At 66.4% G+C, this 17,456-nt stretch carries 16 protein-coding genes; 11 read left to right on the top strand and 5 right to left on the bottom strand.

The window, feature by feature from the left end; genetic code table 11:
* Positions 1-23 precede the first annotated feature (23 nt).
* The 9 genes from MKW15_RS12215 (at position 24) to MKW15_RS12175 (ending at position 8,365) form a co-directional block, all read left to right on the top strand.
* Complete coding sequence (locus tag MKW15_RS12215) at positions 24-1,556, top strand: phytoene desaturase family protein (RefSeq protein ID WP_374247017.1); 1,533 nt, start codon at positions 24-26, stop codon at positions 1,554-1,556.
* On the top strand, positions 1,553-1,978 hold the full coding sequence (arr, locus tag MKW15_RS12210) for an NAD(+)--rifampin ADP-ribosyltransferase (RefSeq protein ID WP_240857894.1): 426 nt from the start codon (positions 1,553-1,555) through the stop codon (positions 1,976-1,978). The genes MKW15_RS12215 and arr overlap by 4 nt, the downstream gene beginning before the upstream one ends.
* 112 nt (positions 1,979-2,090) lie before the next feature.
* Positions 2,091-2,552, top strand: coding sequence for a hypothetical protein (locus MKW15_RS12205; RefSeq protein WP_240857893.1), 462 nt, complete (start codon positions 2,091-2,093; stop codon positions 2,550-2,552).
* A 61-nt stretch (positions 2,553-2,613) separates the two neighbouring features.
* Positions 2,614-2,886 carry a type II toxin-antitoxin system Phd/YefM family antitoxin gene (locus MKW15_RS12200; protein WP_240857892.1) on the top strand — a complete coding sequence of 91 codons (273 nt, stop codon included), beginning with the start codon at positions 2,614-2,616 and terminating at the stop codon, positions 2,884-2,886.
* Entirely contained in the window at positions 2,883-3,305 is a 423-nt protein-coding gene (locus MKW15_RS12195; RefSeq protein WP_240857891.1) for a type II toxin-antitoxin system VapC family toxin, read from the top strand. The genes MKW15_RS12200 and MKW15_RS12195 overlap by 4 nt, the downstream gene beginning before the upstream one ends.
* A gap of 64 nt (positions 3,306-3,369) precedes the next feature.
* Entirely contained in the window at positions 3,370-4,794 is a 1,425-nt protein-coding gene (locus MKW15_RS12190) for an FAD-binding oxidoreductase (protein WP_240857890.1), read from the top strand.
* A 95-nt stretch (positions 4,795-4,889) separates the two neighbouring features.
* Entirely contained in the window at positions 4,890-5,651 is a 762-nt protein-coding gene (locus tag MKW15_RS12185) for a decaprenylphospho-beta-D-erythro-pentofuranosid-2-ulose 2-reductase (protein WP_240857889.1), read from the top strand.
* A 3-nt stretch (positions 5,652-5,654) separates the two neighbouring features.
* Positions 5,655-7,622: a galactan 5-O-arabinofuranosyltransferase gene (locus tag MKW15_RS12180; RefSeq protein ID WP_240857888.1), complete on the top strand. Its 1,968-nt coding sequence runs from the start codon at positions 5,655-5,657 to the stop codon at positions 7,620-7,622.
* The gene (locus MKW15_RS12175; RefSeq protein WP_240857887.1) at positions 7,619-8,365 is read left to right on the top strand and encodes an MBL fold metallo-hydrolase; all 747 of its coding nucleotides are present in this window, start codon (positions 7,619-7,621) and stop codon (positions 8,363-8,365) included. Before MKW15_RS12180 ends, MKW15_RS12175 begins: the two co-directional genes overlap by 4 nt.
* A gap of 306 nt (positions 8,366-8,671) precedes the next feature.
* Here MKW15_RS12175 and MKW15_RS12170 read toward each other — a convergent pair whose 3' ends face one another.
* The 4 genes from MKW15_RS12170 to aroQ all read right to left on the bottom strand — a co-directional run bounded on the left by MKW15_RS12170 (position 8,672) and on the right by aroQ (position 11,166).
* Positions 8,672-9,634, bottom strand: a complete 963-nt coding sequence (locus MKW15_RS12170; protein ID WP_240857886.1) for a DUF389 domain-containing protein — start codon at positions 9,632-9,634, stop codon at positions 8,672-8,674.
* Between the two features lie 21 nt (positions 9,635-9,655).
* Positions 9,656-10,015 carry an ArsR/SmtB family transcription factor gene (locus MKW15_RS12165; protein WP_240857885.1) on the bottom strand — a complete coding sequence of 120 codons (360 nt, stop codon included), beginning with the start codon at positions 10,013-10,015 and terminating at the stop codon, positions 9,656-9,658.
* Entirely contained in the window at positions 10,008-10,460 is a 453-nt protein-coding gene (locus tag MKW15_RS12160; RefSeq protein ID WP_240857884.1) for an SRPBCC domain-containing protein, read from the bottom strand. Before MKW15_RS12160 ends, MKW15_RS12165 begins: the two co-directional genes overlap by 8 nt.
* A 226-nt stretch (positions 10,461-10,686) precedes the next feature.
* Positions 10,687-11,166 carry a type II 3-dehydroquinate dehydratase gene (gene aroQ / locus MKW15_RS12155; protein ID WP_240857883.1) on the bottom strand — a complete coding sequence of 160 codons (480 nt, stop codon included), beginning with the start codon at positions 11,164-11,166 and terminating at the stop codon, positions 10,687-10,689.
* A 58-nt stretch (positions 11,167-11,224) separates the two neighbouring features.
* On the opposite strand from aroQ, the gene MKW15_RS12150 reads away from it, so the two are divergent.
* A complete protein-coding gene (locus tag MKW15_RS12150; RefSeq protein ID WP_240857882.1) occupies positions 11,225-14,587 on the top strand; it encodes an arabinosyltransferase domain-containing protein in 3,363 nt (1,120 codons plus the stop codon).
* A gap of 112 nt (positions 14,588-14,699) precedes the next feature.
* Here the strand turns inward: MKW15_RS12150 and MKW15_RS12145 are convergent, their stop codons facing one another.
* On the bottom strand, positions 14,700-15,056 hold the full coding sequence (locus MKW15_RS12145; protein WP_240857881.1) for an ArsR/SmtB family transcription factor: 357 nt from the start codon (positions 15,054-15,056) through the stop codon (positions 14,700-14,702).
* 59 nt (positions 15,057-15,115) lie between these two features.
* On the opposite strand from MKW15_RS12145, the gene MKW15_RS12140 reads away from it, so the two are divergent.
* Complete coding sequence (locus MKW15_RS12140; RefSeq protein ID WP_240857880.1) at positions 15,116-17,083, top strand: heavy metal translocating P-type ATPase; 1,968 nt, start codon at positions 15,116-15,118, stop codon at positions 17,081-17,083.
* Positions 17,084-17,456 lie beyond the last annotated feature (373 nt).

Raw genomic sequence — 17,456 nt, 5'->3', positions numbered from 1 at the left:
TCCGGCGCGCGACACTGATGGGGATGCAATTCGACGACATCATCATCGGCGCCGGACACAACGGCCTCACCGCCGCGGCCTATCTGGCTCGGGCCGGACGTAGTGTCCTGGTACTCGAACGGTCCGACCATGTCGGTGGCGCGGCGGTGTCGGCGATGCCATTTCCCGGTGTGCCCGCTCGGGTGTCGCGGTACTCGTACCTGGTGTCGCTGCTGCCGCGGGAGATCATCACCGACCTCGACCTCGACCTCCGTCTGGTCCGACGACGCTACTCGTCGTACGCACCGCTACCGAGTGATCCGGTGCGCGGCATCCTGGTGGACAACGAGGACCCCGACGCCACGGCCGAGTCGTTCCGGCGGGTGACCGGCAGCGAGACGTCGTTCACGGCATGGCAGTCCTTCTACTCCCGCATGGCCACCGTCGCCGAACGCGTATTCCCGACGCTGATCGAGCCGCTTCGCTCGCCCGAACGGATGCACGAGTTGGTGGTCGGAACCGATTCCAGCAACGCCGAACTGTGGGAATGCCTCACCACACGACCCCTGGGCGAGCTCCTCGACCAGTACTTCGACGACGACGTGTTGCGCGGCATCGCCGCCACCGACGGTCTGATCGGCACCTTCGCCGACCTCGACGACGGGTCGCTGCGGCAGAACATCTGCTTTCTCTATCACCTCATCGGCGGTGGCACCGGCGACTGGGATGTGCCGGTCGGCGGGATGGGTGCGGTGTCCGGCGCGCTGTACGAGACGGCGAAATCGGCGGGCGCGCAGATCGAAACAGGAATCACGTTGGGCGGCATCGATGTTGACGACGGTACGGTCGAGTACGGTGGCATCACCGTTCGGGGCCGGCAACTGTATGCGGCCTGCGCCCCGGCCGTGATCAACTCGTACCTCGAGGACCCGATCGCCACCGAATCCGCTCCGCGCGGTTCACAACTCAAGATCAACCTGCTGCTCGACCGCTTGCCCCGACTCCGCGCACCGGTCGTGCCGGAGGTCGCGTTCGCGGGCACCTTCCACATCAACGAGACCGCCGCACAGTTGCGGACCGCGTGGCGTCAGGCCGACCGTGGCGAGGTTCCCGAACTCCCACCGTGCGAGGTGTACTGCCACACGCTGTCCGACCGGTCGATCCTCGGCCGCGAACTCGACGGCATGCACACCCTCACCCTGTTCGGGTTGCACATGCCGCCTGAGGTGTTCGACGAGCCGGGCGCCGTCGAGCATGCTGTCGGCGCAACTCTGGCGTCGATGAATTCGGTTCTGGCCGAACCCATTCAGTCCGTCGTCGCACATGATCGCGACGGCAACCCGTGTATCGAGTTCAAGACCCCGCAGGACCTCGAGGAGACGCTGGGTCTGCCCGGCGGCAACATCTTTCATCGGAGTCTGCAGTGGCCGTGGGCTGAAACCGAGTCGGAGGTCGGGACGTGGGGTGTCGAGACGCGCCACCCGCGGCTGCTGCTGTGCGGGGCGGGCGCACGACGTGGTGGTGGGGTCAGTGGAATCCCGGGCCGGAATGCGGCGATGAGAGTATTGGAAGCGTGAACGCACCCAAGCCTTTTGAACCACATGAGTCGGGCGGGTATCTGCACGGCACCAAAGCCGACCTCGGCGTCGGCGATCTGCTGGTGCCCGGTCGGCGGTCGAACTACGACGAATCCCGCATCATGAACCACATCTACGTCACCAAGACCCTCGACGCCGCCACCTGGGGTGCGGAGATGGCGCAGGGCGAGGGACGCGGCCGGATCTACGTCGTCGAGCCGATCGGTGATCTCGAGGACGACCCGAACGTCACCGACAAGAAGTTCCCCGGCAATCCGACACTCTCGTATCGATCAACGGAACCGGTGCGCGTGGTCGGCGAGATCACCGATTGGGTGGGACATCCCGCCGAGCAGATTCAGGCGATGCGCGACGGCCTCGCCGATCTCCGGCGTCGAGGACTCGATGTCATCTACGACTGATGATCGGTCGAATTCCACACACCCCGAACTCCCACGTACACACGAGATCCGTGATGTAGATGGTAGTTCTGTGTGTGCACCCCCGAGTTCGACGGATGAGGAGAGTCGTGGAATGAAGAGGATCTCCGTTGTTCTGGGCGTCGCAGCCGCGATCGCTCTGCTCACCGGATGCGGGGACGACGCGAGCGAGGACTCCGCCGCGTCGACCACCACGAGCATGTCGACCACGACGTCGACGGTCCCGGTTCCGACAACGAGGACCACCGAGGCCGGGTCGACGCAGGTGCCCCAGGAGTGGCCGTCGGACATCCCCGTCGTGAGTGGAGGCACCTACCGGTACCAGCACGGGCAGACCGGCGCCGGAATCCTCGAGGTGCGCGGCCTGGGACCGAGCGCCTTCGACTCGGCGCTCACCCAACTGCAAGGCGCGGGCTTTTCGCCCGTGACCACCGTCGACCCGCCCGGCTCGGACCCCCGCACTGCCACGCTGAGCAAGGGGCAGACCGTGGTGTCCCTGACCGGCAGCACCACGGCGTCGGGATATGTGCTGGTCTACGGCAACAAGCTGCCCTGATGCGACAGGGCCGGCGGCCAAACGATCGTCTCGGGTAGCACAATATGTGCTACCTTTGGCCATGGCAGTCATCGGAATTCGCGAACTACGTCAGCACGCGTCTCGCTATCTTGCACAAGTGGAAGCCGGCGAGGAGGTTTCCATCACGAATCGCGGTCGGACCGTGGCCAAGCTCGTTCCTGTCAGCGCGGATGAGCGCAGTCGCGAGTCATTGATCGAGGCCGGCGTGCTGGTGCCGTCGCGCACGCCGCAGCGATTGCGCGCAATCGATCCCGACGCTCTTCCTTCTCGCGACCTCTCGGCAACTCTCGACAGCATTCGCGACGAGCGATGATCTACCTCGACACCTCGGCGATGACGAAACTCATTGTGCGCGAGACCGAAACGCCTGCGCTGGTCGCCTGGCTCGGACAGCACCCTGACGAGGCGGTGGCAACAAGCGCACTCGGGCGCGTGGAGTTGATGCGAACCGCGGCGCGCGACGCGAGTAGAGGGATCGTCGAACGTGCCCGCGAACTACTCGACAGCATCGATGTACTCGTCCTCACCGACACCGTGATGGAACTGGCCGAGACCATCGGAGCGCCGACGCTGCGTTCCCTGGATGCCATCCACCTTGCGTCCGCGGCGCAACTGGGTGACCACCTCACCGCCCTCGTCGCGTACGACAAACGCCTGCTGGACGGATGCGCGGACCTCAATTTTCCCACCGCGTCGCCGACGGATGAGACCGAGAAACTGGTCGGTGACTGAAGGTCGCACATGAGAACAGCGTGCTTATACGCCCGTCAGGATCACCCGAGTACCCTCATGTGCGATGTCTACTGAAGAGTTGCTGCCGATCACTACCCGCCACCTGGTCGGGTGGTCCCGCACGACACCCACCGAAGGGCACGTGCTCTCCACCCCGTATCCCGAGGTCATCGCCGAAGCGGTGGCACGCGTCGCCGACGACAACGCCGACAAGCCCGACTACCTCAAGCGCGGTGTGATCGCGCGCGGTCTCGGGCGGTCGTACAACGAGTCCGGTCAGAACAGCGGTGGCCTCACCGTCGATATGACACCGTTGACCCGCGTCTACTCGATCGACGACGAGACGGGCATCGTCGACGTCGACGCCGGACTGAGCCTCGACGCATTGATGCAGGTCGCGCTGCCACACGGGCTGTGGGTTCCGGTGCTCCCGGGCACCCGGCAGGTCACCGTCGGCGGGGCCATCGCCCACGACATCCACGGCAAGAACCATCACAGCCAGGGCAGCTTCGGCAACCACGTCGTCGAAATGCATCTGCTGGTCGCAGACGGTCGGGTGTTGACACTGAAGCCGGCGGGCTCCGACGACGACCCGGACGGTTCGATCTTCTGGGCGACGGTCGCCGGCATCGGCCTGACCGGCATCGTGCTGCGGGCCAAGATCCAGATGAAGCGCACCGAGAGCGCCTACTTCATCGCCGACACCGCCCAGACCGCGACGCTGCAGGAGACCATCGACCTGCACCTTCAGGACGGCTTCGAGGACGGTTACGAATACGCGTCGGGCTGGTTCGACACGATCAGCGCACCCCCCAAGCTGGGGCGCGGCACGTTCTCCCGCGGCAACCTGGCCAAGCTCGACGAACTGCCGGAGAAATACCGCAAGGACCCGCTGAGCTTCAACAACAAGCCGCTGATCACCTTCCCCGACGTCTTCCCGCGCGGGCTGGCCAACAAGCTCAGCTTCTCGCTGGTCGGCGAGGCGTACTACCGAATCGGCCCGCCAAGCGAGGGCAAGGTGAAAAATCTCGCGCAGTTCTATCACATGCTCGACGTGTTCGGGAACTGGAACAACGCCTACGGGCGCGGCGGCGGCTTTGCCCAGTACCAGTTCATCGTGCCGACCGGTAACGAGGGCGAGTTCACCAAGCTCATCGAGGACATCCAGGCGTCGGGCCACGTCAGCTTCCTCAACGTCATCAAGCTGTTCGGCGGGGGCAACAAGGCACCGCTCAGCTTCCCCTTCAAGGGCTGGAACGTCTGCCTGGACTTCCCGGTGAAGGACGGCCTGGCCGAGTTCCTCAACGAACTCGATCGTCGGGTCATGGCGATGGGGGGTCGGCTCTACACCGCCAAGGACTCGCGCACCTCGGCCGAGAGCTTCCACAAGATGTATCCGCGCATCGACGAGTGGCTCGCCGTTCGACGCCGCGTCGACCCGAACGGGGTGTTCATGTCCGACATGGGCCGTCGTTTCGAACTCGGCTGACGCCACCACGGAGTAGCCCACCACCGCTCACTGAGGTGCGAGCTTCGAAGAGGCGGGCACCAGACCACGAACTATCGAAAGCGAGATGTGAAGACATGATGAACGCCGTCGGCGCTCCCCAATCCATCCTGGTACTCGGTGGCAGCTCCGAGATCGGGCTGGCCATCACCGCCGAATACCTCAAGAAGGGACCGGCCCGCGTCATCCTGGCGACCGTTCCCGGCGACCCCACCGCCGAGGCGGCCGAGGCCAAGGCCAAGCAGGCCGGCGCTAGAAGCGTCGAGCTCATCGACTTCGATGCCCGGGCCACCGACACCCACCGCGACGTGATCGACAAGGCCTTCGCCGGCGGCGATGTGGACGTCGCGATCGTCGCCTTCGGCATCCAGGGCGACGACGAGCAGGCGTGGCAGGACCACAAGCTCGCGGTCACCGAGGCCGAGATCAATTACACCGCAGCCGTTTCCGTCGGTGTGCTGCTCGGCGAGAAGATGCGCGAGCAGGGCCACGGACAGATCATCGCGATGAGTTCGGTTGCCGGCGAACGTGTTCGACGCAGCAACTTCGTCTACGGCTCCACGAAGGCGGGCCTCGACGGCTTCTACCTCGGCCTCGGTGAGGCCCTGCGGCCGTTCGGTCCCCGGGTTCTCGTGATCCGGCCCGGACAGGTCCGCACCCGCCTGTCGGCGCATGTGAAGGAAGCACCGATGACGGTGGAGAAGGAAGACGTCGGCCGGCTTGCGGTCGCCGCCGCGACCAAGGGCAAGGAGATCGTCTGGGTGCCGGGACAATTCCGGTTCGTGATGATGGTCCTGCGGCATATCCCGAGGCCCGTCTTCCGTAAGCTGCCCATCTGAGAAATGACCGCGCCCGCAGGTTCTTCCACCGCAGGTCTGTCGAGACTCGGACGTGACGCGCTCACCATTGCGATCGCGGTCGTCGTCGGGGCCGTCGTCTCGATGGCCGGCCTCAAGGTGATCGACGTCGTCGACTGGCCCGCCTACAACGCGTCGAACGTCACGCGCGCACTCACCACGGCGGGTCAGATCATCGCGATCGCGGTGGTCGTGGCGACTGCGCTGTTGTATCGCTACGGCCGTGCGCGCGTGGCGATTCCGTTCCTGTCGGCAGCGGCGATGGCGGGGTTCGTCACCGTCACCCTCGGCATGCCGCTCGGTGCGACCCGGCTCTATCTGTTCGGACTCTCCGTCGACCAGGAGTTCCGGACCGAGTACCTCACCCGCATGACGTCGAGTCCACATCTCGCGGACATGACCTACGTCGACCTGCCGCCCTACTATCCGGCCGGATGGTTCTGGTGGGGTGGACGATTCGCGAATGTGATGGGGCAACCCGGCTGGGAGGCCTACAAGCCGTGGGCGATCGTCTCACTGGCCATCGCCGCCGCGATCACCGCGATCCTGCTCAACCGGATGTACGGCGCCGATCGCGGGGGCGCGATCGCACTGGCGGTCACCACGGTTGCACTGCTCTACGCCGCACCGGAACCCTATGCGGGCGTGCTGGTTCTGCTCGCCGTGCCGATGGTGATCGTGCTGACCTATGCGTTGCGAGGTCGATCGCGGGCGGCCGACGGACCGGTGCGTGCGACGAGTTGGCCCGCGGTGATCGCAGCCGGCCTGTTCGTCGGGCTGTGCGCGACGATGTACACACTCTTCATAGGCCTGTTCGCGATCGTCGCGATCCTGCTCTCGCTGTACTTCGCCGTGCAGGGCTGGCGCAGCGTTGCCAACAAGACGGTCGCGACCGACCAACTGCGCAGTGAACGCCGCACCATCCTCGTCGCGGTGGGTGGTCGCCTCGTCGCCATCGGTGCGATCACCGGACTCGTCGCACTGACCGTCTGGGCACCCTATCTGTGGGCGCGTGTGACCAACCAGCCGGCCAGCGGCGGAACCGCCGAACACTATCTGCCGGAGCGGGGTTCGATCCTGCCGGTGCCGATGTTCCAGTGGAGCCTCGTCGGCGTCATCACCATGATCGGACTGGTGTGGATCCTGCTGCGGTTCCGGCAGCGCACCGCCGCCCTCGCGTTCGGCGCGACGGTGGTGGCGGTCTACCTGTTCTGCCTGTTGTCGTTGCTGATGACGGCGGCCGGGTCGACGCTGCTCTCCTTCCGCCTCGACCCGATTCTCGCGGTGGTGTTGTCGGCGGCGGGCGTCTTCGGAGTGGTCGAGTTGGCGCACTGGGCGGTTCGGCGGTTCGGCGACGTCAGGTTCGTCGTCGGTGCCCTCGCGACGATCGCGGCGATCGCGATGGCGCAAGGCATTCCGGCGCATCTGAGCACCGAGATCACCACTGCCTACACCGACACCGATGGCTACGGGGAACGCGGCGATCATCGACCGCCCGGTGCCGAGTCGTACTATCCCAAACTTGACACACTCATCCGGGCGCAGACCGGACGCGCGCCGACCGACAACATCGTGCTGACCGCCGACTACGGCTTCCTGTCGATCTATCCATACTGGGGATTCCAGGGCCTCACCTCGCACTACGCGAATCCATTGGCCGAGTTCGACAAGCGGGCGGCCGCGATCGAGCGCTGGTCGAAGGCAGAGACCCCGCAGGAACTGATCGAGAAGCTGAACGGCTCGCCGTGGCCCGCGCCCAACGTCTTCCTGTTCCGCTACAGCCCCGACGGCTACACCCTGCGCCTCGCCGAGGACGTGTACCCGAATGATCCGAATGTGAAGCGCTACACCGTGACCTTCGATCCCGCGTTGTTCGCCGACCCCCGCTTCACCGTCACCTCCGACGGCATCGGGCCGTTCGTGCTGGTGGTTCGCAAAGCGGTTGCCCGATGAGCGGGTTCACGATCGAGCGTGTGGACGGCGACGCCGGCACCGCATATCTCGTCGGGACCGGTCCAGTCAATTGGGTTGTCCTCCAAGAGGGTTCCGATCTGACCTTGATCGACGGTGGATATCCGGGACAGGCCGACGCGGTGGTCGAATCGATTCGCGCCATCGGCGCGCGACCTGAGGACATCCGTGGTGCCCTACTCACCCACGCGCACGTCGATCACCTCGGCGGACTCGCAAAGCTGCAGAAGCGCTACGGATTCGACGTGTTCATGGACCCGGTCGAGGTCGCGCACGCGCGGCGTGAGTATTTGCAGCAAGCCGACGTCCGCGACATCGCACCGATCGCCTACCGACCACGGGTATTGCGATGGCTGGCGACGGTGACACCGCTCGGCGTCCTCAGTCGCACCGGACTGCCCGACGCGCAACCGTTCCCCGAACCGTTGGATCTTCCCGGACGTCCGAAACCCGTTGCTGCCCATGGCCACACCGACGGGCACAGCGCCTACCTCGTCGCCGACGAGCAGGTGCTGGTCTCGGGCGACGCGCTGGTCTCCGGACACCCGATCTCCGCGATCGCCGGACCCCAATGCATCGCCGACGCCTTCCAGCACGACGTCGACGAGGCCCGGCGCACGGTCGGCGACTTCACCCGACTCGACGCGACCGTCCTGTACCCCGGCCACGGACCCGTCCACCGCGGCAGCGTGGCCGACGCGGCGAGACGAGCGCTCGACATCTGAGCCCGGATCTGTAGCAGAACCTCGAGAAATTGAGCCGAACAACGCCCGCTGCCCCCGCTCCTTGAGTCCCCTTCCGCCGGCTGAGGTGCTCGAGGCGCTAGCCGAGAGCCTCGAAGCCCTGGTGAGACACGGCAATTGGGCATCCCGGTAGCAAAGGTCACCAGGCCTTCGAGGCTCCTCGCTAGCGCTCGTCGCACCTCAGGCAGCGGTAGAGGCAGCGCTCGTCGGACCTCAGGCGGCGGTAGAAAGGCCAGCGCCTCGAGCCAGCGGAGGGAGACATCCGGTTGCTGTAAGGCCGACGCTCGCTCAGGACAACTCGTCGTTGATCTCCCGAACACGCGCCGCGCGACGGTTCGAGAACGGTTTCCACAGTCGCTTCTGAAGCCAGAACGTCAGGCAGCCGGCCATCGTCATGCCGACGATGTTGACCACGAGTTGCAGTGCGGAGCCGCGTACTTCGGACCACTCGGCGAACGCCGCGGCGAGCGCGAGATTGCCGGCCGCCGGAATCGTGGTGACCGAGATGAACACTCCGGCAAGGCCGCCGGTTCGCGCGGAGGTGATCGACAGCACGCCGGCTACCGCAGCCACGATCGCGACGATGAACGACCACTTGTCCGGCGAGTAGATGAAGTCTGTCTCGGGGTGATGAGTGATGTCGTCGATGCTGATCCAGCCCAGGCCGCGCGCGATCGCGGATAGTGCCAGCGTCGCCACCATCGCGACGGCGAACCCGATCGTCAGTGTGCGGGTGGCCATCCAGAACAGGTTTGGGCGGCGGAGCACCACGCCCACGCACATCGCGATGATCACCCCGAATTCCGGACCCAGCACCATCGCGCCGATGGTGAGGATCTGCGAGTCGAGAACCACCGCGATGGCCGCGAGGGTCGTCGCCAGGATCATGAACCCGAGGTAGGTGAAATTGAGTTCGGAGTCGCCGTAGGCGCGCAGGCCCACTTGCGGCCACACCACAGCATCCGACCCGAAGCCGGGTGCGCGACGGTCGGCCTCGAGTGCCTGCCGCGAGATGAACGCCTCGACTTCTTCGACCCGGAGACACCCGTCGCTGTCGACGCCGAGTTCACGGATCGCGGCGATGAGATCGTCGGCGGCCTCGCGAGCGACGTCGACCTTCACCAGGTCGCCCACCGGACGCAACGACGCCCCCCGCACGACGGCGATCGAACTGACCGCTTCGTCGTCGGTCACGAGTTCGAGAACGCCGTCGGTGAGGTGACCGGGGCAGGACAGTTCGAGATGCAGCACGTCTGTATTGTGCCGCGTCCCTCACTCTTTCGACGTGTGCCGAGCCGGGTCGGTGTCAACAGCACTCTCGGCCATCGTCTTGATCCGGTTCAGTCGGCGATCCCAGCCGCGGGCGATATCGTCGAGACGCCGGGCTACTCCCGACAGGCGAGACCCGACCGCCTCGTGTCGGATCTCCCGCCCGACCCGGACGGGCGTGACCAGTCCGGCATCGGTGAGCACACGGATGTGTTTCGCGATCGCCTGGCGGGAGATCGGGAGTTCGGTGGCCAGGGTCGAGGCCGACGCGGGCTCGCGGCCGAGGCGCACCAGGATCTCCCAGCGGCTGTCGTCGGCGAGCGCGGCGAAGACCTCGACCGTGGCGGCGTCGCTCTCAGGCACGGGACTCCTGCCGGGTGAGGTAGTCCCGGGCGAGCTCGAGTTCGATGCGCCAGCCGTCCGTGTGGTCGTCGAACCGGGAGCGTCGATCGGCCTCCGTGTCGTCGAGGGAGTCGAACCCGCTCTCGGCGACCTTCAGTATCACGCCAGAATCCGTTGGGGTGATCCAGAATTCGACGACTGTCGAGGTGCTCTGCGGGTTGTCGGCGTCGATGAGCCACTGGAATGCGGCGTACCGCGGTTCGTCGAGTTCGACGACTCGCATCGCGAACGAACCATGCGTCGGATCGTGGACGACCGTGACCTCGCCGCGCACCTCGATCCGGTGCTCGGTGATCTCCTTGTCGTTGATGTACCAGCCCGGTTCGGACACCAGCTCCCAGACGCGTTCCGGCGGGGCGTCGATGCTGATCTCTCGTTCGATGCGGTCGTAATCGGCGGTCGTCATGAGAACTCCTCGTCGTGGATTCATGTGCAACTCCATGGTTGCACCATCGCACATGAAGTGCAACCCCTTGATTGCAGTTAGTCGTCGTGTCTCACCAAGGGCTTCGAGGCTCGTCGACTTCGAGACGCCCCATGCTCGTACCTCGCATGGGCTCCTCAGCCCGGCGGCTTGCGCTCCTCACACCTCAGCCACCGGAATCGGACTCACGACGCAGCGGCAAGGGTCGTCAGGCGACCAGATCGGCCAGACGTCGAACGGCGAACTCATAGCCGCGAATGCCGTAGCCGGCGATGACGCCGGACGCGATCGGCGACACGTAGGAGTGGTGGCGGAAGGGTTCGCGGGCGCCGACGTTGCTGATATGGACCTCCATGACCGGGACCTCGGGGATGACCAGCGCATCCGCCAGCGCGACCGAGGTGTGCGTCCACCCGCCCGGGTTGATCACGATGCCGCAGATCTGGCCGACGGATTCGTGAATCCAGTCGATCATCTGACCCTCGTGATTGGTCTGGGCGGCGCGCAGACCGAAACCGAGGTCGGCGGCGGTGCGCTCGGCGAGGTCGACGACGTCGGCCAGCGTCGAGGCGCCATAGACCTCCGGATCACGGATGCCCAGGGTGTTCAGGTTCGGCCCGTTGAGCAGCAGAATCGGGAGCGGCTCGGCATTCTCCGCAGTACGGTCGGCGTCGACGTCGTCGGACATGGCACCAAGCGTAGTTGCCCGCGAGACATCCGGGCGCACCCGTCCCGGCAGGTCCGGCATGAGCGCGGGGCTACCATCTCTCTTTGTGCCATCAGCCCCGACCGTGAGACGAGCCAAACTCGTCGCGATCGTCACCGGTCTGCTCGGGCTGTTCATGGCGCTCGCCACCCCGCTGATGCCGGTCAAGCAGACGACCGCCGAGATCAGCTGGCCGCAAGAGGGGCAGATCGGGTCGGTGTCGGCCCCCCTGATCAGCTATGTCCCGATCGACCTGGACTTCTCGGTGCCCTGCTCGGCCGTCGACCGTCTTTCCGGCGACCAGTCGGTACTGCTGTCGACCACGCCGAAACAGGCCGAGAAGAGCGGCGAGCGCGGCCTGTTCATCCGCGTCACCGGGACGCCGGATCAGCCCGCCGATCGTCGCACCGTGGAAGTCGTCAACCGCAATGTGCCGCTGGCGTCGGCGACCCTGGCCGACGTCCGGTCGCAGGACTGCCGGGAGATCGTGGTGCACGCGGACGCCGACGACGTGTCGGCGGAGTTCGTCGGCATGCGCGGCCCCGACGGGCAGCCGCTCATGGGGTCGACGTCCACCAAGGACCAGTACGAGTACTTCCCCGACCAGCGACCGCAGGTGACCGGCCTGTTCACCGATCTGTCGGGCCCGGCCGCCGACGTCGCCGGACTCAGCGCGCACGTCACCATCGATTCCCGATACAACACGGCGCCGACGGTGCTGAAGTGGCTGGTCGTGATCGTCGGCGTCATCGCGACGCTGTTGTCGTTGGCTGCACTGGCCGTGCTCGACTCCACCGACGGCCGGCGCCATCGGCGCTTCCTGCCGGCCCGATGGTGGCACCTCAACGCGCGCGACTATGTGGTGATCGGCGCGCTCGTCGTCTGGCACATGATCGGCCCCAACACGTCCGACGACGGGTACCTGCTGACGATGTCGCGGGTCGCCCAGCACACGGATTACACCGCGAACTACTTCCGTTGGTTCGGTGCACCAGAGGCACCGTTTGGCTGGTACTACCAGGTGTTCGGGCTGCTCAGCCATGTCTCCGTTGCCAGCCCGTGGATGCGGCTGCCCGCGCTGATCTGCGGCATCTTGGTGTGGCTCATCGTCAGCCACGAGGTCCTGCCGCGCCTCGGACGTGCGGCACTCACCCGGACGTCGGTGAACTGGACCGCCGCCTTCGTCTTCCTCGCGTTCTGGTTCCCGTTCAACAACGGCCTGCGGCCCGAGCCCATCATCTGCCTCGGCGCACTGCTCACCTGGTGCTCGGTGGAACGAGCCATCGCCACGGGCCGACTGCTCCCGGCTGCGGTGGCCTGTCTCATCGGCGCGTTCAGCCTGGCGGCCGGGCCGACCGGCGTGCTCGCGGTGGCCGCCCTGATCGCCGGCGCACGGCCGATGATCATGGCGCTCATCAAACGGGCCCGCGCCATCGGCAACGGGGCGTGGTCGTATGTCGCGTTGATCGCGCCGATCGTGGCCGCCGGGACCTTCGTCGTCTTCGTCGTGTTCTCCAATCTGACGCTGCGATCATTCCTCGAGGCGTCGACGATGAAGAGTGCGATTGGACCGTCCCGACACTGGTTCAGCGAGATCGACCGCTACAGCGCGCTGTTCGCGTTCTCCGCCGACGGCTCGATCGCGCGTCGCTTCGCGGTTCTGACGATGATCATCGCGATGGTCGTGTCCGCGGCCGTGCTGATCCGCAAATCGCGCATCCCGGGAACGGCTTTGGGTCCGTCGCGCCGGATCGTCGGCATCACCTTCGCGTCGCTCGTCTTCCTGATGTTCACGCCGACCAAGTGGACCCATCACTTCGGTGTGTTCGCTGGGCTCGCCGCCGCTTTGGCCGCGATCGCCGCCATCGCGGCGAGCCACCAGGCCATGCATTCGCGGCGCAATCGCACGCTGTTCGCCGCACTCGTGCTGTTCATCACCGGCGTCGCCTTCACCGCGCCGAACTCGTATTACTACTACTCGTCCTGGGGCATGCCGTGGGGCATCAGCCAGGTCACCATCGGCGGGCTCATGCTGGGGCAGCTGCTGCTCTACGCATCGCTGCTGTTGCTCTTGGTTGCCCTGTGGTTCCACTTCCGCGAACCGTTCACCGGGACCGATCCGGCGGACGAGACCGCGGCCCCCACACATGCACGCGCGTACCGACGTCTTGGCAGCTCGATGGCGGCAGCGCCCCTGGCCTACGTCGCCGCGGCCGTGGTCGTCTTCGAGATCATCACCGCGGTGTTCTCCGGGATTCACCAGAGCAGTTCGTTCTCGACGCCGCGGTCGAACCTCGAGGCGCTCGCCGGCCACGAATGCGGCATGGCCGACATGGTGTGGGTCGAGGAAGACCCCAGCCGCGACATGCTCACGCCCGTCGACGCCACCCTGGCCAATCCACTCGGTGGTCCCTCACCGGCGCCGGGTACCAATCTCGCGCCGGGCACCGTCGGCTTCTCCCCCGACGGCGTCCCCGACGACCTGTCGAGCACCGCAAGTGAGGGCTCGCTCGGCGTGCTGGCCGGCAACGTGGCGGGCTCGCCCGACGTCCTCAACTCCAACCCCGGCGCCACCGGCGGCGGCGATCCGCTACCGGTCGCGGGGGTCAACGGAAGCCATGTGCCGCTGCCGTTCTTCCTCGACCGCGCGCGGACCCCGGTGATGGGCAGTTACTCGCTCACCGATCAGGTCCCGGCCCGACTCACCTCGGGATGGTATGCGCTGCCACCGAATTGGCGTGACCGACCACTGTTGACGATGTCGGTGGCCGGCGAATACGACAACCCCAATCTCACGCTGCAGTACACCTCCGACCCGATCGGACCGGCCACCCGCGACGCCGACCTCAAGCCTGCAGGCGACACCGAACTCATCGATCCGGGACCGCGCCCGTCGTGGCGAAACCTGCGCTACAACACCGACGAACTCCCGCCCGACACCACTGCCGTGCGCATCGTCGCGACCGACGACAATCTGTCCGAGGACCGGTTCATCGTCGTCACCCCGCCTCGCCTGCCGAAGATGAAGACCCTGCAAGACGTCGTCGGGCGTGAGGATCCGGTCCAGGTGGACTGGACGTCGGGTCTGGCGTTCCCGTGTCAGCGTCCGTTCTCCCACAATGTGGGCGTGGCGGAGATTCCGCAGTGGCGGATCAAGCCGGGCGCCGACCTCGCCGCCGCCGTCTCGGCGTGGCAGGACTCGTTCGGCGGCGGACCGCTCGGCTGGCTCGAGGTGTCCCAGAAGCCGACGGCGCTTGCCACCTACCTACAGGGCGACATCGGACGCGATTGGGGAGCGCTCGAACGCTACGACCCGTACGGCGGCGTCACGACCGAAGCCGACATCCAGACCGGTACCGCGGTCCGCAGCGGGCTGTGGAGCCCGGCGCCGATCCGGCAGTAGCGGCTTCCCCGCCGGCTGTGGTGCGAGGAGCGACCTCCCGCTGGCTGAGGTATGAGGAGCGCTAGCGACGAGCCTCGAAGCCCCTGGCGAGGCGACGACTGGACTCGCCAGCTCACGCGGTGTCGTCGCCGCGCTCGCCGAGGCGGAGATGTTCGATATGGTAGATCGCCTCGTCGAGCAGCGACGCAACGTGTGAGTCGTACAGGCTGTAGATGATGCTGCGCCCCTGACGGGTCCCCACCACCAGACCGAGCGCTCGCAACAGACGCAGTTGATGCGAGACGGCCGGCTGTTCCATTCCGACCGCCTCGGCCAGATCGGTCACCGAGCAGGGCTCTTGCCGCAACTGCGTGAGAATCAGCAAGCGATTCGGCGACGCCAGCGCCTGCAGCGTCTCGGCGACGGTGGCCGCGGCCGCAGGGTCGAGTGGGCCGCTCGGCGTCGACCTTCCCTGCACTCCATGGCCCATGAATGCAGTCAACCACATCCCTAATATATGTACATATCTACATGTGTATTCTTCTACATATGTCTGAGGCGACACTCCTGTCCCCCTCGCGAGCTGTCACCACCGGCGACTCGGGACGCCGCTGGTGGTCGGACGTCTGGGCGGTGCGCTCGGTGCGGTGGGCGACGGCCGCGACCGTCCTGTTCGTCTGCGGACTGGTGATGCAGGTGGCCGGCGGGCCGAACTGGCTGATGTGGACGCTCTACCTGGCGTGTTACGCCACGGGCGGATGGCAGTCCGCGCGCGACGGTCTGACCGCGCTTCGTCACCGGATAATCGATGTCGACCTGCTGATGATCGTCGCTGCCATCGGCGCCGCCGCGATCGGACAGATCTTCGACGGCGCGCTGCTGATCGTCATCTTCGCCACGTCGGGCGCCCTCGAGGACGTGGCCACCCGGCGCACCGAGGACTCCGTACGCAACCTGCTCGACCTCGCACCCGATCAGGCCACCCGAATCGATGCCGATGGCACCGAGACCACGGTCGACGCAGCAAGGTTGACGGTTGGCGAAGTGATCGTCATCCGGCCGGGAGAGCGGATCGCGGCCGACGCCACGGTCCTCGACGGCGCCAGCGACGTCGACCAGTCCTCCATCACCGGCGAGCCACTCCCGGTGGCAAAGGCGATCGGCGACACCGTCTACGCCGGAACCCTCAACGGCACCGGCGCATTACGCGCGCAGGTGGGAACCGACCCCGAGGCCACCGTGGTTGCACGTATCGTCGCGATGGTCGGCGAGGCAAGTGCGACCAAAGCGACAACGCAACTGTTCATCGAGAAGGTCGAGCGCGTCTACTCGATCGCGGTCGTTGCCGCCACCGTGGCGCTGTTCGCGATCCCACTGGCCACGGGCGCCGAGCTACAGCCAACTCTGTTGCGCGCCATGACCTTCATGATCGTCGCGTCGCCATGCGCCGTCGTGCTGGCCACCATGCCGCCGCTGCTCTCGGCGATCGCCACCGCAGGCCGACGCGGCGTCCTGGTGAAATCCGCTGTGGCCATGGAAAAGCTGGCCGACATCGATCTGGTCGCCCTGGACAAGACCGGCACCATCACGACCGGACAGCCCGTCGTGACCGACATCGTCGCCCTCGACGAAACCCACGACCCCGACCAGGTCCTCGCAATCGCTGCCGCCGCCGAGAACGACAGTGAGCATCCGCTGGGTCGCGCCATCGTCGAAGCCGCAGCTCAACGGGAGATCAGGGTGGCCGCGGTCGCCGACTTCGCTGCGCTACCGGGGCGAGGGGTGCGTGCGTCACTCGATGGCCGGACGGTCGAAGTCCTCAACGCCACACAGATTTTCGGAGACTCGCGCGTCAGCCGCTCGCGCGTGCGCATCGACGACGCCGGCGGAACCAGCGTGGCAGTCCTCGATGACGGACACCCGATCGGTGTCATCGGCTTGCACGATCGAATCCGGCCCGAAGCCGCGTCCGCCATCTCCACACTGACCTCGGTGACCGGCAGCACCCCGATCATGGTGACCGGCGACAACAAGGCGGCCGCTCAATCCATTTCGCCGGCAGTCGGTATCGACGAAGTCCGCGCCGATCTCTTGCCGCAGCACAAGGTCGACGCGGTCCGCGACCTCCAGGGCCGGGGATCCCGAGTTGCTGTGGTCGGCGACGGCATCAACGACGCACCTGCCCTCGCCACCGCGGACATCGGAATCGCCATGGGCCACATGGGCGCCGACCTCGCTCTGGCCACCGCCGACGTGGTGATCGTCCGCGACGACCTCGACGCCGTACCCGCACTGCTGGCCCTTGCCCGACGCGCACGGCGGGTGGTCATCGCCAACCTCGCCATCGCCGCGACCTTCATCGCGGTCCTGGTTACCTGGGATCTCGTCGGCCATCTACCGTTGCCACTCGGCGTGGCCGGACACGAGGGCTCGACAATCCTGGTCGCACTCAACGGACTTCGCCTGCTGTCACCGCGGGCGTGGCCGACCCGTGACCGCCCGGCTCCTGTTGGTTGAGGCGCCGTCCTGAGCTTGGATCCGTGGAAGGCAGAGCTGGGCCCGAAATTCCGCTGCCTGAGGTGCGACGAGCGCTAGCGAGGAGCCTCGAAGGCCTGGTGACCGTCGTTACATGGTCGCCGAATTGCCTTGTCTCACCAGCCCTTCGAGGCTCTCGGCTAGCGCCTCGAGCACCTCAGGGAGCGGAGTTGGGCCGGTCTGCGTCCTTGCGGTCATCGTTCGACACGCTTCCACGGATCCGGGCTGAGGAGCGAGCTTCACGAAGGGAGCGAGCCAGGGAGCCCAGGTCCCCTTCCGCCGGCTGAGGCGTCGCCCTGAGGAGCGAGCTTGCGAGCGTCTCGAAGGGTGCGAGCCTGCGAGCCTCGAAGCCCTT

This window comes from Gordonia gummivorans (assembly GCF_022513585.1).
Lineage (GTDB): Bacteria > Actinomycetota > Actinomycetes > Mycobacteriales > Mycobacteriaceae > Gordonia.
Note: the sequence above shows the minus strand (reverse complement) of the source record. Positions and strands in the feature narration are given on the sequence as shown.

What these genes read in the sequence shown, in the direction of transcription:
- MKW15_RS12160 (WP_240857884.1), bottom strand. Translation starts at nt 10,460, where the DNA reads ATGACGACCGCCGATTACGACCGCATCGAACGAGAGATCAGCATCGAC.
- MKW15_RS12175 (WP_240857887.1), top strand. Translation starts at nt 7,619, where the DNA reads ATGAGCGGGTTCACGATCGAGCGTGTGGACGGCGACGCCGGCACCGCA.
- MKW15_RS12200 (WP_240857892.1), top strand. Translation starts at nt 2,614, where the DNA reads ATGGCAGTCATCGGAATTCGCGAACTACGTCAGCACGCGTCTCGCTAT.
- MKW15_RS12185 (WP_240857889.1), top strand. Translation starts at nt 4,890, where the DNA reads ATGATGAACGCCGTCGGCGCTCCCCAATCCATCCTGGTACTCGGTGGC.
- MKW15_RS12180 (WP_240857888.1), top strand. Translation starts at nt 5,655, where the DNA reads ATGACCGCGCCCGCAGGTTCTTCCACCGCAGGTCTGTCGAGACTCGGA.
- aroQ (WP_240857883.1), bottom strand. Translation starts at nt 11,166, where the DNA reads ATGTCCGACGACGTCGACGCCGACCGTACTGCGGAGAATGCCGAGCCG.
- MKW15_RS12150 (WP_240857882.1), top strand. Translation starts at nt 11,225, where the DNA reads ATGAGCGCGGGGCTACCATCTCTCTTTGTGCCATCAGCCCCGACCGTG.
- MKW15_RS12140 (WP_240857880.1), top strand. Translation starts at nt 15,116, where the DNA reads ATGTCTGAGGCGACACTCCTGTCCCCCTCGCGAGCTGTCACCACCGGC.
- MKW15_RS12145 (WP_240857881.1), bottom strand. Translation starts at nt 15,056, where the DNA reads ATGGGCCATGGAGTGCAGGGAAGGTCGACGCCGAGCGGCCCACTCGAC.
- MKW15_RS12215 (WP_374247017.1), top strand. Translation starts at nt 24, where the DNA reads ATGCAATTCGACGACATCATCATCGGCGCCGGACACAACGGCCTCACC.
- MKW15_RS12195 (WP_240857891.1), top strand. Translation starts at nt 2,883, where the DNA reads ATGATCTACCTCGACACCTCGGCGATGACGAAACTCATTGTGCGCGAG.
- MKW15_RS12205 (WP_240857893.1), top strand. Translation starts at nt 2,091, where the DNA reads ATGAAGAGGATCTCCGTTGTTCTGGGCGTCGCAGCCGCGATCGCTCTG.
- MKW15_RS12190 (WP_240857890.1), top strand. Translation starts at nt 3,370, where the DNA reads ATGTCTACTGAAGAGTTGCTGCCGATCACTACCCGCCACCTGGTCGGG.